At 53.1% G+C, this 15,902-nt stretch carries 13 protein-coding genes; 12 read left to right on the top strand and 1 reads right to left on the bottom strand.

Annotated features, from left to right (window positions below; genetic code table 11):
- Positions 1–78: 78 nt before the first annotated feature.
- A complete protein-coding gene (locus POF45_RS00310) occupies positions 79–333 on the bottom strand; it encodes a hypothetical protein (protein ID WP_282314723.1) in 255 nt (84 codons plus the stop codon).
- Positions 334–586: 253 nt separating this feature from the next.
- Here POF45_RS00310 and POF45_RS00315 point away from each other — a divergent pair, with 253 nt between their 5' ends.
- The 12 genes from POF45_RS00315 (at position 587) to POF45_RS00370 (ending at position 15,788) form a co-directional block, all read left to right on the top strand.
- Entirely contained in the window at positions 587–1,006 is a 420-nt protein-coding gene (locus tag POF45_RS00315) for a hypothetical protein (protein WP_282314724.1), read from the top strand.
- Positions 1,003–1,362, top strand: a complete 360-nt coding sequence (locus POF45_RS00320) for a hypothetical protein (protein WP_282314725.1) — start codon at positions 1,003–1,005, stop codon at positions 1,360–1,362. Before POF45_RS00315 ends, POF45_RS00320 begins: the two co-directional genes overlap by 4 nt.
- A gap of 111 nt (positions 1,363–1,473) precedes the next feature.
- Complete coding sequence (locus POF45_RS00325; protein WP_282314726.1) at positions 1,474–1,902, top strand: hypothetical protein; 429 nt, start codon at positions 1,474–1,476, stop codon at positions 1,900–1,902.
- Positions 1,903–1,948: 46 nt separating this feature from the next.
- Positions 1,949–2,554, top strand: coding sequence for a tail assembly protein (locus tag POF45_RS00330; RefSeq protein WP_282314727.1), 606 nt, complete (start codon positions 1,949–1,951; stop codon positions 2,552–2,554).
- Positions 2,555–2,612: 58 nt separating this feature from the next.
- Positions 2,613–6,461, top strand: a complete 3,849-nt coding sequence (locus POF45_RS00335; RefSeq protein ID WP_282314728.1) for a TipJ family phage tail tip protein — start codon at positions 2,613–2,615, stop codon at positions 6,459–6,461.
- 40 nt (positions 6,462–6,501) lie between these two features.
- Entirely contained in the window at positions 6,502–6,765 is a 264-nt protein-coding gene (locus POF45_RS00340) for a hypothetical protein (RefSeq protein WP_282314729.1), read from the top strand.
- A 2-nt stretch (positions 6,766–6,767) separates the two neighbouring features.
- On the top strand, positions 6,768–7,655 hold the full coding sequence (locus POF45_RS00345) for a hypothetical protein (RefSeq protein ID WP_282314730.1): 888 nt from the start codon (positions 6,768–6,770) through the stop codon (positions 7,653–7,655).
- A gap of 114 nt (positions 7,656–7,769) precedes the next feature.
- Entirely contained in the window at positions 7,770–8,498 is a 729-nt protein-coding gene (locus tag POF45_RS00350) for a phage tail protein (protein ID WP_431978597.1), read from the top strand.
- 374 nt (positions 8,499–8,872) lie between these two features.
- A complete protein-coding gene (locus tag POF45_RS00355) occupies positions 8,873–9,202 on the top strand; it encodes a phage tail protein (RefSeq protein ID WP_282315980.1) in 330 nt (109 codons plus the stop codon).
- Between the two features lie 62 nt (positions 9,203–9,264).
- Positions 9,265–9,798: a glycoside hydrolase family 19 protein gene (locus POF45_RS00360; protein ID WP_282314732.1), complete on the top strand. Its 534-nt coding sequence runs from the start codon at positions 9,265–9,267 to the stop codon at positions 9,796–9,798.
- Positions 9,795–10,286 (top strand): DUF2514 family protein, encoded by a 492-nt coding sequence (locus POF45_RS00365; protein WP_282314733.1) that lies wholly within the window; start codon positions 9,795–9,797, stop codon positions 10,284–10,286. The genes POF45_RS00360 and POF45_RS00365 overlap by 4 nt, the downstream gene beginning before the upstream one ends.
- A gap of 630 nt (positions 10,287–10,916) precedes the next feature.
- Positions 10,917–15,788: an RHS repeat-associated core domain-containing protein gene (locus tag POF45_RS00370; protein ID WP_282314734.1), complete on the top strand. Its 4,872-nt coding sequence runs from the start codon at positions 10,917–10,919 to the stop codon at positions 15,786–15,788.
- The last annotated feature ends 114 nt before the right edge of the window (positions 15,789–15,902 follow it).

The raw sequence follows: 15,902 nt of genomic DNA on the forward strand, positions 1-15,902 counted from the left end.
GCCCATATCATCTTACTGAGGGAGCATTAATCGAGGTGCGAGACGGCAAGGTGCTATATCGCAGCGGTTGTTCTCGGCCTACTTGATGTGATCAAACACTCGGGCCAGTTCGCCATCGGCGTGGTTGTATTTGAGGTCATTTGCTTGCACTAACCCGAACTCGTCGCCGATTTCGCTCAGACTTGAGAAAACCTTGTCGAATTGATGGTCAGCCAAAAAGGTGGTGATTCCCTTTCCTCGATGGATGCCTGTAGGTGATAGCGATGAGGCTTTATTGATGACCGATGCGCTGCTGGTTATCAGTACATAGGGAAAGCGGGCTTGCTCTGTCACATTGACCTCCTAGGTCATATCCGCGCCGAAATTGGCGCCATCCCAGTCCTTGGGCTTGCAGGCAAAGGACTGGGAAATCCGTTGCGTGGAGGCAGGAGGCTACTATCGAAGGGGTGTGGGGCGTTACTGGCTTTGCATCCAGCTGGATGATCGAACTGGCTAGCTGTAGAGTGGACAAGCTAATTTGGACGCTGACCTTTTTTGAATGGGTTCGCGCGTTAGGTGCCGATGGGCTTGGAATGGATAACGGACTATGGGTCAGATTGATCAGGCCTCTGATGACAGTGACGCGATACCAGTAAGAAATGAAAGCGCTGTCGAAAAGAGAGCGCTCGCCAGAGTGGAAAGGCGACTAAACGACGAGGAGTTGAAAGACCCGGGAGTCCAGAAAATGATTCTGGATCGGCTTGATGTTGCAGAAGAACAAATCCTGATCTTGGAAAAATTTAGATCTGATTATTATGAGGTGAAAAGCAGTCTTGCCGTAGCTGAGTCATCGCTCAAGCGAATGGCGTCGCTTGACACTGTGCAGTCAACGATGCTTGGTGTCGGCTGCCTGGTTCTCGGATATCTCCCAACTGCCTGGGGTAACTGGCCTCTGACATTTATCGTTGTCATAGGTGGGACGGCTCTTGTGGGTGGCAGTTTCTGGTCGAAGCGGAGTAACCAATGAAACTCGAAATTGACAGAATTCCAGAGGCTGGGAATATTGAGAAAGAACGAGTCGTTCTGAAAGCAAAAGAGGACGTAGATATTGGTAAATACGTGCTCATGCGATCTAAACGAGGCGCGTCAGGAAACCCGCTGTCGGGGTCTAAATCTGCATACTGGCTGCCTGACTTGATGGTTAAGTCGGGAGATCTTGTTGTTATCTACAGTAAGAAAGGAAAGTCCAGTAAAAAAACGCTTGATACTGGAAAAGTTGTACATTTCTATTATTGGCATCTAAATAAAGCTATATGGGATAAAGAATCAAATAATACTGCAGTGTTGTTGAATGTTCGAGAGTGGGAACATCAAGCACCTTGATATATTTAAGTTACCATCGATGCCATTAGACTTAAGCCCAGCAACAAGCTGGGTTTTTTCGTTTCTGACGCCCCAGTGCTACATTTCCCGCTTTCCACAGGAGTGACCTGCATGAAATTTATCGTAGGGGCCTTGGCGCTGGTGGCGCTGGCAGGGTGTTCGACTTCGCCAGTACCTTTGAGTCAGGCGAAACTAGTCCCCAAGGAACGCGTTTTCGCAACTCAGGCACAGCCAGCTGTGCCATTCGGCACGATTGTTGTTGCGAGAGACACAGGAACGCTGGGGGGCGGTTGCTATCTAGCTATCTACCTCGACGGAGATGTCGCAGCCAGGATTGATACTGGCGAAGTTGTCAGGTTCAAAGTACCGGCTGGCGACCACCTGATCGGCATGGGAATTGATAAGCAGGGCGGCGGTCTTTGCAGCTTCACCGATATGCTCAAAGAGCAATCCGCACCGGTGAAGTCGGGACAAGTCAGGCTTTTTCGAGTCAGTGGAGATCAGGCTGGATTTGATATCAGGCCAAGCTCGATCAAATAAACAAACCAACCGCCTCCGGGCGGTTTTTTATTACCTGGAGAATTCAATGGCCGCTACAGCAGTCGAATACCAACCCCTCACCACCATTTTGCTCTACGGGCAATTGCGCCAGTTTGGCCGCTCATTCAGGTTGTCGATCAGAACTCCAGCCGAAGCGATCAAGGCGCTTTGCATTCAGATCCCAGGTTTCGAGCGCTTCCTTTCGAACGCCAAATCAAGAGGCTTGGAGTTCGCCGTATTTCGGGGCAAGAGGAACATTGGGGAGAGCGAGCTGAGCTACAGCGGAGATGGGGAGATTCGAATAGTGCCTGTGGTGGTTGGAAGCAAGCGCGGGGGGGTATTTCAGACGGTGGTTGGGGTTGTACTTATTGCGGCAGCGCTAATCGGCAACTACTTCGTCCCCGGCAACCCAATATCTCCCTACTTACTTAGTTCCGGCATCGCAATGGTCGCAGGCGGCGTCATTCAAATGCTCAGCCCCCAGGCCGGCGGCCTGAAAACCAGCGCAGCCCCCGAAAACACGCCGGGATACGCGTTTGGCAGTGCCAAGAACACCACGGCATCCGGCAACCCGGTGCCGCTCTGTATTGGCAAGCGTCGGTGGGGTGGCGCGATCATCAGTGCTGCGATTTATGCTGAAGACCAGATGTAGCCAATCACCGAACACCACAGCCGCCCATGAGGCGGTTTTTTATTGCCTGGAGAAAAGCATGGGCGCAGCACAGAAAATTGATATCTACGGCGAAAAAGGCGGGTCGGACAAGCCAAAGACTCCGACCGAGGCGCCGGATAGCCTGCGCTCGGTGGCGGTGGCCAAGATACTGATCGCGATGGGCGAAGGGGAGTTTGCCGGTAACCCGACTGCGCGGGACATCTACCTCGACAACACACCCCTGCAAGACCCACAGGGCAACATGAACTTCCCGAACGTGAAGTGGGAATTCCGCAGCGGCTCGGTCGAGCAAGGCTACATTCAGGGCATTCCGTCGGTAGAGAACGAAACGAGCCTGGGTATCGAGCTGCGCAGCGGCACGCCGTGGGTTCGTGCAATCAACAACACCGAGCTATCAGCCGTGCGGCTGCGTTTCGCGTGGCCCGCCCTGCAATCGATCGATGCCAGCGGCAACGTAAACGGCTACAAGATTGAGTACAAGGTCGAACTGGCCACTGATGGCGGCGCCTATCAGCAGGTGCTGGGCGAGGCTGTAAATGGCAAGACCACCAGTACCTACGAGCGTACGCGGCGTATTGACTTGCCTGTGGCGTCGAGTGGTTGGCTGATCCGAGTAACCCGGATCACGCCGAATCAGAACAACAACAAAATCGCCGACACCATGCAGATCGCTGGCTTCACCGAAGTCATCGACGCCAAGCTGCGCTACCCCAATACCGCGCTGCTCTATATCGAATTCTCTGCCGAACAGTTTCGCAACATCCCAGCAGTGACGGTCGATTGCCGCGCCCGCAAGTGGCAGGTGCCCAGCAATTACGATCCGGACAGCCGATCCTACACCGGCATTTGGGACGGCACGTTCAAGTCGGCATGGACCGACAATCCTGCTTGGGTGACCTACGGCATCACTGTCAGCGACCGCTTCGGCCTCGGCCGCCGCATCAAGCCGTGGCAGGTCGATAAGTGGGAGCTGTACCGGATCGCCCAGTACTGCGACCAACTGGTTCCGGACGGGAAGGGTGGCCAGGAGCCGCGCTTCATCTGCAACCTGAACTTGCAGGGCAAGGCAGATGCCTGGTCGCTGCTGCGCGACATCTCAGCCATCTATCGTGGCATGACTTACTGGGCCCAGGGCCAGGTCTTCTCGCTGTCGGATATGCCGCGCGCCACGGACTTCGACTTTGCCTATACCCGGGCGAATGTCATTGATGGCAAGTTCACCTACTCCAGCGCGTCGGAGCGCACCCGCTACAGTCGCGCGCTGATCAGCTACGACAACCCGGCGAACAACTACGACACCGACGTCACCGCAGTGACTGACGCCAAGTTGCAGCGGCGCTACGGCGACAATCCGCTGGAGATCAGTGCGATCGGCTGCACCCGCGAGTCGGAAGCGCAGCGTCGGGGCAAGTGGGCATTGCTCACCAACTCCAAGGATCGTGCGGTCAGCTTCCGCGTGGGCCTCGATGGCCGCATCCCGCTGCCTGGCTATGTAATTCCGATTGCTGACGAGCTGCTGGCTGGCCGTGCAATCGGCGGTCGTATCTCGGCGGTGGCCGGACGCGCCATCACGCTGGATCGCGACACGCAGGCCAAGGCTGGGGACCGGCTAATCCTGAACCTGTCCAATGGTAAGTGCGAAGGCCGCACTGTTCAGTCCGTGGCTGGCCGCGTGCTGACCGTCACCGTCGCTTACTCAGCGTCGCCAGAGCCTGAGCTCGTTTGGGCGCTGGATGCCGACGACCTGGCCGTGCCGCTGTACCGGGTGACCAGCGTATCCCGGCCAGAGCCCGGCGTATTCGAAATTTCGGCCGTTCAGTACGACCCGAGCAAGTTCGCTCACATCGACACCGGCGCCCGCCTGGAAGAGCGCCCGATCAGCGTCATCCCGATCACCGTTGTACCGGCGCCGGCCAGCGTCACCCTCACGTCGAACTCGGTCGTATCCCAGGGCCTTGCTGTCGCCACCCTGACCATTGCCTGGCCAGCGGTGAACGGCGCCGTCGCGTATGACGTCGAGTGGCGCAAAGACAGCGGCAACTGGATCAAGCTGCAGCGGGTTGGCACGACCAGCGTGGACGTGGTCGGCATCTACGCCGGCGCCTACCTGGCCCGCGTCCGCGCCGTCAGCGCCTTCGACATCTCGTCGATCTGGCGCAGCTCGATACTGACCAACCTCAAGGGCAAGGAAGGCCTGCCGCCGGCGGTGTCATTCCTCACGGCCACGCCGCTGCTGTTCGGCATCAGCTTGAAGTGGGGCTTCCCCGCCGGCGCCGAGGACACTCAGCGCACGGAAATCTGGTATGGGCAGACCACCAACCTGCCAGACGCGACCAAGCTGGCGGATCTGGCCTACCCACAAAGCGACTACAGCCTGCAGCAGATAAAGGCCGGTGCCACGTTGTTCTTCTGGGCGCGCCTGGTGGATCGGACCGGCAACGTGGGGCCGTTCTACCCGGTAGGCAGCGGGGTGATGGGGCAGGCCAGCTCGGAAGCAGCGCCGATTCTCGACCTGTTGACCGGCAAGATCACTGAGACGGAGCTCGGAAAGCACTTGCTGGATGAGATTGATTTGATTTCTGGCAGCGGGCCGGGGTCGGTGAATGATCGCCTGGGTCAGGCCAAAGAAGAGCTGGCCGAGCTGATTGATCAGGTGACCGATGCCTTGGTGTATGACCCAGCGAAGACGTACGTCATCGGCGAGATCGTTCGGCAGGGCCAGCACCTGTATCAGGCAATCGAAGCAGTGCCAGTCGACACGGCACCACCAAACGCTAGCTACTGGACAGATGTCGGAACCCTTTTGCAATCCGCCAACGCGCTGGCCGAGCAGGTGGCGCTCAACACCACCAAGATCACCGAGGTGGACGGCAAGGTCACTGCTTCGGCAACGGCCTTGCAGTCGCTGCGGGCGGCATACCGTGCTGACGATGGATCGGCATCGCTGGCCGGGGTTATCAACGACTGGGAGGTCAGCGCGTCGTTTGCGCAGCAGGTGAAGGTTCAGGCTTCCGATAATCTGGCGCAGGTCGAGCGCACCACGGCACTGGATGCAGCGGTGGGCGAGAACAAGGCGGGCATCCGCTCGCTGGAAACTGTGGTCGCGTCCGACAAGCTGGCCACCGCCGAACGCTTGGACCAATTGAAGGCGGGCGTCGATGGCAACGCAGCGGACATTCAGCAGGTCGAGACTGCTCAAGCGGCCACCGATGAAGCAGTGGCTGGCGTGAAGAATACCGTGCGAGCGGTGTACTCCATGGGCAGGGATGATACCGGTGACGGAGCGCTATCGGGGGTGATCAAGGATTGGCAGAGCACAGCGCTGTTTGCGCAGGAAACCCGCGCCCTGGCCACGGCGGACAAAGCCCAGGTTGAACGCTCGGAGCAGTTGCAGGCATCGATCAATGGCAATGCCGCCGCCGTACAGACGGTATCCAAGGCCCAGGCAACGGCCGAGGGCAAGATGGAAACGCTGTGGTCGGTAAAAATGGAGACCACCGCAGGCGGGCAAAAGTACGCCGCTTCGTTCGGGCTGGGTCTTCAGGTTGACCCAAGCGGAGTGTCGTCGCAGTTCGTCGTCAGGGCGGACACCTTCATGTTGCTGAACTTGATCAACGGCACGCCGGTCTCGCCGTTCGCAGTATCGGGCGGGCAGACGTTCATTCGTGACGCGTTTATCCAGGACGGCACCATCACCAACGCGAAGATCGGCGATTACATCTGCTCTACGAATTATGTGCTCGGGCAGACCGGCTGGGCAATTTTCAAGAATGGGGGGTTTGAAATGAACGGACAAGGCGTGGGGCAGGCTCGCCTGGCGATAAATAACAACTCCGTGAAGCTTTATCACCCAAACGGCAATCTCGCCATCAATATGAGTGTGTGAAATGACTGGACTGACAATTCAAAGTCCCGCAGGAGCGGTCATGCTCGATATGACTATGAGCATTAGCCAAGACCAGGGATACGTCGATACCGGTGGGATCAATGGCTCTATTGCCATTCCTCCTCCGCCAATTGGAAAGACTCAGTTCTTTGCAGTTGTTCCGCTCGTTGACGTGCAGCGGGAGGCCGGTCACCTGCCTGGCGTTACGATGACACCAGGGGCCTTGTCTTGGGCGTACAGCTATGTAACCAGGGGTTGGGGGTTCTTTTCAGCCAACGCCAGAATTTTCTATGGGTACTATTAAGCATGGCAGGCTTAACCGTATACAAAGACAACGGCCAGATGCTTTTCGACACCACCAAGATTTCCTATGGTTTAGTGAAGAGTGGATACATGACTTTCCAGCAGTCGTGGTCGCGAAGGGGATTAAGGTCAGTTCAGCTTGATCCTGGAGAGGGGACAAACTGGACCCCTGTTCAAAACGTCGCTCAAGATAAGGGAGACAACCTGTTTGGGTTCACTCTGACCAATGCGCGTAATCCCATTGTTTTTCTCGTTGGATCTGGAACGCTTAACGGCTCCCAGCGAATCGGCGACACCATTACATTCCTGTACTCGAATGCTACGGCTGCAACGCGGTATTACTGTTTCGATTTGATGGCCGATAATTTCGTCGGGACACCGTTTCTGAAGATCTATAACGAGAGCGGGGCTCTTACATTTAATTCCCTGCAGCCACCTCTCAATATAATTGGTCAATATACCGCTCCGCCACCCGACCCGCGCACGCAAGGTGGCCGGATTTATTTAACATATCTGGGAGGAAGAACACAGCGCCGCCAGTTGAGAGTGCCGCCTAACTACCCAATGCCGCAGGCTGACTGCATTTACGACGTACCTCTGAGTCCCGGAGTGGAGTATGCAGCCTTTCTTCCTTGGTCCCGGGGCGGAGGGATCATGGACTTTAGCTCTGGATATAGCGGCGATGCTGCTGCTTATGGCGTCGTGGAGGGGGCTTATGGGCGCACTGGAGGCATCAGTTTCATGTTTGGGGCTTCTGCTGGGACCACAGATTCCAGGGCCATGGCGGGCGGCGGCGTACCCGCTGGAATAAGTTATAGCAACATAGCAACTGATCGATACCCGACAGCGCTCATCATACAAACCGCTGGACTTCCACTTCCATTTAACTGATTCAACTCAAACTTTCATGCCCGCCCAGTGCGGGTATTTTCATGACCAAATTTTGGAGGCTCCATGCCCTGGTACAGAGAAGGAAAGGTAACTGTCACAAACGGGTCAACGAGTGTGACCGGCTTGGGAACCGATTTTGCATCGAACAGCCGAGTAGGTGACGCACTTATTGGCCCGAATGGTGCGCTTCACGAGGTGACCAATATCGCCAGCGCAACGGTGCTGGCAATCTTCCCGGCATATGCCGGCCCCACAGTCGCCGGCGCGAGCTATACGCTGGCCCCGGTTCAGGGATACGTGAAGCAACTTGCCGATCAGGCGCAGAGCATCATCCAGCAGTGGGGCTCGACACTGGCCGGGCTGGGAGCGGTCTCGACTGAAAATGTCGTTCCCATCGCGAAAGGTGGTACGGGCGCGACGACGGCAGCGGCAGCAAGGACAGCGCTTGAGCTGAAGAGAACCGCCATCACCGATATCGTTGGCACCGTTGCTCAGTCGGGCGGTGTCCCGACTGGCGCGATTATTGAGTCAGGCAGCACTTCCAGCGGTTCATACACCAAGTTCGCTGATGGGACGCTGATCAGCATTATTAAAAATGCGGGGCCTTTCCCTGTAGCGGCAAACGCTGCGACGGTAGTGGGCCCTTTTGCAGTCCCTGTGGCGTTCGCGAGTGGGGATTTCTTTTGCTATGCCGTAGCCGTTCCCGCCGCAACCAACGATACGTCCGGCGTGGTCAGTGCGTACTCGGTATCGCAAACCAGTATGTCGTTCGTTTTCAAAAACGGCCCGGTCGGGCAGAACATCGTTAATTTGAAAATCTTGTGTGTGGGGAGGTGGTTCTGATGCGGATCAAATTATGGCCGACGCGATGCGATGATGTTTTGCGAATCGAGAAGCGTGGCGACGTGCTGACGGTGAATGGTGAGGTATTTGATTTCACCCGCCTTGCCGACGGCGGCACGCTGCCGGGCGGTGCGGTTGCCAGTAGGTGGTTCATGGGCGACATCGATAAGGTGGACGGGGAAATCAGGTTGGCCATGTTCCTGCCGATCCCGGCGAACTACACCCAGGAGCAGGCTTTTCCGGCGCCTCTGGAAAATGTGCCCGATGGCGCCGTAAGGCTTCCGCCGTCGCCGATCGATACGCCGGCACCGGAGTGGGCACCGGTGCAGGGACGTGTCGGCGCAATCGACTGGGCGCTGCTGATCACGGCCGAAATGAAGGCGGAAGCGACGGCAGCGGCGCGACTGGCCGAGGCCAGAACAGAGCTTACTGCCAAGAACACCAAGGCCGTGGCGCAGATTGCCCGTATTCAGGATCGTGTCGACACCCTGGGTTACGGCATCGATGCTGGTGAGGCGACTGAAGAGGACGAGGTGGAGCAGGCCGGGTTGCTGCTGAGCCTGAAAGCCTGGAAGGCCTACAAGTTTGCCCTGGGCAAGGTCACCGCCCAACCGACCTGGTACGCCGCACCGGTATGGCCGGCCGAGCCGGACGTTCCGGTGATCGCCGCCGACCCCGACGTTCACGCAACCGACTTGATGTAGCGCGCCGAAACTCGCACAACGCACCCGCCATCGAGCGGGTATTTTTTTGCCTGGAGAAAAGTATGCCCATCACGCAACAACAGCTATTGCAGATCCTCCCGAACGCCGGCGCCAAAGCCGGCGTTTTTGTTTCTGTCTTGAACACGGCGATGCAGCGCTACCAGATCGTGGGTATGCAGCGGGTCGCCGCATTCATTGCGCAGGTTGGCCATGAGTCTGGCCAGCTCCTTTACGTCCGTGAGATCTGGGGGCCAACCGCGCAGCAGGCCGGGTACGAAGGCCGCAAGGACCTGGGCAACACCGCGGCGGGGGACGGCTCCAAATACCGTGGCCGGGGCCTGATTCAGATCACCGGCCGCGCCAATTACACGGCCTGCGGCGAAGCCCTGGGCCTTGACTTGGTCAAGCAGCCCGAATTGCTGGAGCAGCCGCAGTATGCGTGCCTGTCGGCGGCGTGGTTCTGGGCGACCAAGGGCCTGAACACCCTGGCCGATGCCGGGAGCTTCGACAAGATCACGCAGCGGATCAATGGCGGGCAGAACGGGGCCGCTGATCGACAGGCGCTGTATGCCTCGGCGCTGAAGGTGTTGGCGTGAGTTTCCTGTCATGGAAATTGGCCGGTGTGCTGGTGGTGGTGCTGGTCACCGCCGCCGGCGCATGGCAGGTGCAGGACTGGCGCTATGGCAAGCAGTTATCAGATCTGGCCAAGACCCGGGCGCAGGATATTGCTAATGCTGAGCATCGAGCTCGGAGCGAAGAACAACGCCGCCAAGCGGCAGTAGAGAAGGTGGGAAGCGATGCGAGGGAACAGAGCAAGGTGGCAAATGCTGATGCCGGTGCTGCTAACGCTGTTGGTGACGGGCTGCGCGCCGCGGCTAGAAAACTGGCGTACCAAGCCAATAACGATGCTAGTGATACCGGCGTTACCGCGCGAGGCGCGTCAGCCACCCGCGCCGCCATGGTGCTCTCCGACCTGTTCCAGCGGGCTGACAAAAGAGCGGGGGAGCTGGCAGCAGCTTATGACCAAGCCCGAATAGCCGGATTGGCTTGTGAGCGAAGTTATGGCGCGATCTTTGAGAAGTGAGGACGGGTCTCACTGCCTCTGGATACCAATATATCCACGCCAATATCGGCTCCAAGCTGCTCTAGCGGGAGAAAATGGCATTCCTCTTAGATCTATTTCCTGAATTGTGCAATATATTTAGATATACAAAATATAAGTGATGCACGCAAGCGTGCAGAAATATGCGACAGGGCTGCTCGCCCAACTGCGCATCCGGTTGTCAATAATATGATCCTAGAGCGGTTGCAAAAAAGACATCGAAGAGATCGTGCGATTTAAATCATAGCCGTAATGATTATGTAAGATTATTTTTCAATTGGGGTTATTACAAAAAAAATTCGACAGATCAGAACTCGGCATCTACAACTAGGTGCAGTTGTCACGCATTACATACATCTTGTAGATGGTCGTTATTGTACAAGGATATTTGGTTTGTATAGGTGGCTTGTTGTTTGTCTAAATAGCTAAACCTGTACAGGTGGTCTCGGTTTGTATAAGAATTTCTGCGTTTCAGAGGTGAAAATACATAGCGATAAAGTTGATCAGTAGTACGCTATTTAATACTGGAATATGATACTGGCGGATTTTTGAAAATCTATTTAGCGATAGGTGTCAAAAAATAAGCTGCCAGTCAGATAGGGAAATTCAAAAATGAACATACATTCCAATGCATTTAATTTTAGCTCCTTTTTGAATGGCCAAGTAGACCCCCGCACAGGGCTGTATGGCAGCACCATCTCTTTGGTGACGTTGTCTCCTCAGGGTGCAGTAGAATCAAGTCGCAGTATCAATCTACAATTTTCAATGTTGAATGGCACCAACGTGGGGTATGGTAAAGGGTGGCGGATTAGTGAGACCATATTTGATTCGACATCGGACACTCCCCGTCTGAGTTTGTTGAGTGGCGAGAGTATTGTTGCAGATAGTCTGCCTGGTGTGGGGGAGGAGTTGGTTTTACTGGACAGAAAGCTTAAAGATCTCGTTGTTCGGCGGGCTGGAGACTTCGAACTTCACGTGATTTATATGGACGGCACTGTCGAGATTTTACAGTACTCAACAATCACGTACCTCTTTCATCTTCATCAAATAGTTTTCGAAAACGGAGAGCGATTCGAATTTCATCGTGGCGATGCCGGGACGCTCCTCAATATTACCAATGTACAAACGGGGCAGGAACTGTTATCACTCCACTATGGTGAAGGTTTTATCAGTATGGCAGATACCCTCGTTCATGATGGACGGATTGCGCGGAAGTTGTTTAATGTTATAAATAATAACGACGAGCTGATCTCTGTCACAGTGCCTTTTGATAGGGATGATGCACCTGAGCAGTCGCGTTATGTGTTTAGATATGAATCGTTTGCAGATAACGTCATTGGAATAACAAAGCTGGAAACCCCCAGCGGAGGAATAGAAGATATTTACTATAGTCCGCGCGGACATGAGGTCGATCGTAATAGATTTATACCCAATGTTACAGGCTGGACAAGACGACCAGGTGCCGGGCAAAAAAACATCATTCGTACCTACACCTACAGCAGCAACAACTTTACCGGGTTCCCATTAAATGGCGGCTTTCGCGAAGGAGTTGACAATCTGTACTTCGTGCAAGATGGTTCTTTTCAATACCTCACCGAAGAACACGTTGTTGAGGTGGTGGAGGAAAGTGGCGATATTAACGTTTTGCAGTCCACCAAAAATATTTTCAATAATTTCCACCTACTGGTCACTGAAGAAGTGACACGCGGCAATGCCAAAATCACAAAAGAAATCACTTATAATAATGTGCCAGGCGCCAGTTTTTCAGAACAGCCAGCCAATTTACAACTACCAAAAATAATAACCACACGCTACCAATTGCTCGATGCTGAGGATAGTCGAGAGGAAGTGATACTTAGCGAAACGGATGAGTTCGGGAATGAAACCAGCCGAACAGACGCCTCTGGTGTTCGCCATGATATGATCTACTATCCCGTTGAAGGTGTGTCCGAACTTTGTCCTCCAGAACCTCACGGACAATTTGTAAGGTTTAAAAAAGACGAGACAATATACCCGGCTTTTGGAGAGATACCACCAAAGTCAAGCAGTTATACTTATACTTCGTTAAGCACGCTTGACGGAAATGGCTTTTATGTGGCTCTTAAGTCAGATACTGAAGCGAATGATGCCGTTGTTACCGATTTCACCTACTATGATGACATTACTGGCGCAGCGCTGCATGGTCGGCTTCAGGAATCCTCTACTACTATTTATGAGTTTATAACAGAGGACGACATTAATGAGTTCATAACAAAGACCGAGTTTACCTATGAGCTGGAAAGCAACTTGCTTGTCGAAAATCGTAAAATAATAGGTTTTGATGGTGCTTACTTAGAATCAAGCCGATCACTTTCACTGATTGGTCGGTTGCTCTATTCGATCACAAAAGAAGATTCAACCACGTTGACGTATAAATATGACGTGTCCGAAAGAATGGTGTCTGAGATTGTTTCACCTGACACCGAAAATGAAGCTATTCGCCAGTATACTTATAAGTTTGGAAGCTCAGACAGCCAGGCGAGCATGACAACAATAGACGCCTTAGGTGTTAAATATGTCACTTACTACGATGGGTTTGGGCGTCAAATCTCTAATGCTGAAATCAGAGAGGCGGAGGAGGGTGCGGAGGAGGGTGCGGAGGAGTTTACTTTGCTCAAATTGACTTACGATGAATTTGATCAGGTAAAGTCCGAAGAGGCTGTGGATCAACTAGACAGTGGCAAACTCTCATTAATCACAAGTTATGAATATAACTCTTGGGGTGAGCGTAGTCGTACTACTCGTCCCGATGGAAGCGTATACATAACTGACTATCACCCCATAAGTCGTTTGAAAACCGAGGGGGTAGTCGGTCTACACCCAACTCTGAGTTACTATAATGATTTCAATAAAGTAGTTAAGCAGACAAGCAACCGCTTCCCAGGCATTAACATGATTGATCGGACTTTTGATGGTTATGGTCGGTGCACCTTTGAAGTGTTGGATAGTGCTACCGAAGTTACCTACGAATACGATATTTTTGATCGGATTACAGCTAAGCAATATATGCCAGTTGGGCGGGATATAAATTACTTTAGAATGCTGCGTATGCAGTACGCCCCACACACCAGTGATGAGCTGGTTGTTTCGCAGGATGTTAATGGCATGATACTGGGGTCACGTGTTTATGATGGTGTTGGCCGATTGAAAGAACAAAAAAGAGGATCGGTAGGGGAGGCGGCGACTTGGCTCTATGAGGATGGAACGACACTGCCGACGTCGTCGCGCTCTCCACGTGGGATCACTCAGGATTTTCAATACAATCCTGAATTGAGACAACTCGAACAGATTAAATTGGCCAACGATATAGCAAGTGAATTCTCATACAATAATGTCTCTGGCTTGCTAGAGTGCTCAACTACGAATGCTCAGGTCACCCGTCTACAGGAACATGATAAATTTGGTCGGATAAGTTCAGACAGTCAAATTCAACAGGGTCAAACTCGGTATACTTCAAGTTATAAGTATTCGACAGCAGGAAGGTTGCTAAGGAGAGATTCTCCGCAAGATGGTGTTGAAAGTAGAAGCTATGACAGTATTGGTCGGCTTGACCATATTATTATCGATGATACCTTTTTTGATTATGAGTATGACCAGTATGGCAGAGTTGCCAGCTATACAGCGGGTCAAGGTAGTTATGAAGTAACGACAAAGATCACCTACGAGGCTATCTGTGAGCGTGAGTCAATGCGTGAGACGTTTGTCAATGGTGAACTTCGGGACGTACTATTTACGAATTATTACGTCGATGGCCGTGTGCACGATCGTCTTAGTGCAGACCTTGTCGACGACGGCGCCGAACTGACCAGCGAGCGTTTTTTCTATGATCCTAATCAGCGCTTAAGTCTGTATCAGTGTGAAGGGGTAAATCATCCTATTGACCCCCTCGGTAGAAGTATTGTTCGTCAAGAATTTACTTATGACAACTTAAATAACATGACTCACGTAGTTACTGTATTTTTGGATGGTTCTAGAGACGTGAGTGAAAGACGCTTTGAGGGTTTGGACCCAACCCAACTCACTCGATTGTCTCATTCAAATCCGGCACGGACGGTTGAGCTGATCTATGACGAGTCAGGAAACTTGCGGAATGACGGTGTCAATGAATATATTTATGATGACTTTGAACAATTAATTCATGTTGTTCTAAATAGACAAGCCGTCAGTAGTTACGAATATGATGCCGATGGACGGCAGATATCTCGCTCCGATCCTGGGGGGCGCCCGGAAATGGCGTTAAATTATTCTGATGAAAAGGTGGTTAATGCCACCCAGATGAACAGATCAGCAAAGTTTTTACGCAACGCAGAAAATGTATTAGTTAATAAAAGAAGTGAGCCCGATGATGAGTTTAATTTACTGGATCAGTCAGCCAGTGTTCGGGGTGTTATAACAGAGGGTGGGCAGAATAAACGTATTTATTACACGCCCTATGGCGTATCAAACGTAGGTGATCAAGGCAGTTCCACCATGTTGGTTGATAGGACTCGCGCTGGCTTCAATGGTGAGTTGCTCGACCCCGCAACCAATTTATACCATCTCGGCAATGGCCGTAGAGCGTATAGTCCGGAGCTGATGATCTTTCTGTCTCCCGATCCTTTGAGTCCCTTTGGTGCCGGGGGGATCAATGCTTATGCATATTGTCATGGTGATCCGATTAATTTTAGTGACCCGAGTGGACTTATGCCGAAGTGGTTGTCTTGGCTCCTGGGTGTTGGGGGACTTTTAGCTGGGATATTGTCATTCGGGTTTGCAGTTGCAGCTATCGTGCCGGTCGTAACGGTTGCAGCAGTTTTAGGCGTGGTGGCCGGAGTTCTTGGTATCGTCAGTGGAACGTTAGGGGTGGCCGCAATGGGGATCGAGGCGAAGGATGGAGAATCGAAACACCGTAGTGGGATTGTCAGCAGACTAAATAAAGCCTCACTAGCTTTCGGTGTTGCATCCATAGCCGCCGGATTGGCTTCAGCTGGAAGCTCTGCTTATACGGCATTCAATAAAGCACTGAGGCCGAATGCAATAATTGACGTTTCTACACGAGTTCAAGGTTGGACTAATGAGGTAGTGCCGGTTCAGCTTACCATTGCCCATCGAGCCAGTATGTCTGTTAATGCCGCGCGCTGGGTCGCAGTAAAAGAAGGAGTGCGTTCTGCTCTCGGATTTAACGATAATAATATTAGATTTATGAGGGGGTTTGGGGTTTTTGCTGGAGGTGCGGACCTGACTCTCGGAATTACCGCTGTGGTAACTGGATCTATCACTGTAGCTGACGACAACTCCTCGGCGTCCGGTAGCGATCCATCGAGTAAAAATGGGGCGTTCACGTCAACGATAGGTAACGTTACTGACTCCATTACCAGTGTCCATGGTTTCTCGAGTAGTTTTGATGATGGTGCAAGTCGACTCCGAACGTCAGCACTGTCAGAGATGTACCGAGGTACGACGTAACATCGGTTTTCTGGTTTGTAAAACTGCCAATCGTGATCTTCATGGTGCATCACCTTAAGATTTAGAGACAAACTTGAAGAGTCACGATTTGGTTTTCCCTGTAATAGCACATTT

The sequence above is a fragment of the Pseudomonas fungipugnans genome (assembly GCF_029955235.1).
Classification (GTDB): domain Bacteria; phylum Pseudomonadota; class Gammaproteobacteria; order Pseudomonadales; family Pseudomonadaceae; genus Aquipseudomonas; species Aquipseudomonas fungipugnans.

Bases quoted from the DNA above. Each gene is read 5' to 3' on its own strand.
- POF45_RS00315 (WP_282314724.1), top strand. From the start codon at position 587: ATGGGTCAGATTGATCAGGCCTCTGATGACAGTGACGCGATACCAGTA.
- POF45_RS00320 (WP_282314725.1), top strand. From the start codon at position 1,003: ATGAAACTCGAAATTGACAGAATTCCAGAGGCTGGGAATATTGAGAAA.
- POF45_RS00325 (WP_282314726.1), top strand. From the start codon at position 1,474: ATGAAATTTATCGTAGGGGCCTTGGCGCTGGTGGCGCTGGCAGGGTGT.
- POF45_RS00330 (WP_282314727.1), top strand. From the start codon at position 1,949: ATGGCCGCTACAGCAGTCGAATACCAACCCCTCACCACCATTTTGCTC.
- POF45_RS00335 (WP_282314728.1), top strand. From the start codon at position 2,613: ATGGGCGCAGCACAGAAAATTGATATCTACGGCGAAAAAGGCGGGTCG.
- POF45_RS00340 (WP_282314729.1), top strand. From the start codon at position 6,502: ATGCTCGATATGACTATGAGCATTAGCCAAGACCAGGGATACGTCGAT.
- POF45_RS00345 (WP_282314730.1), top strand. From the start codon at position 6,768: ATGGCAGGCTTAACCGTATACAAAGACAACGGCCAGATGCTTTTCGAC.
- POF45_RS00355 (WP_282315980.1), top strand. From the start codon at position 8,873: ATGAAGGCGGAAGCGACGGCAGCGGCGCGACTGGCCGAGGCCAGAACA.
- POF45_RS00360 (WP_282314732.1), top strand. From the start codon at position 9,265: ATGCCCATCACGCAACAACAGCTATTGCAGATCCTCCCGAACGCCGGC.
- POF45_RS00370 (WP_282314734.1), top strand. From the start codon at position 10,917: ATGAACATACATTCCAATGCATTTAATTTTAGCTCCTTTTTGAATGGC.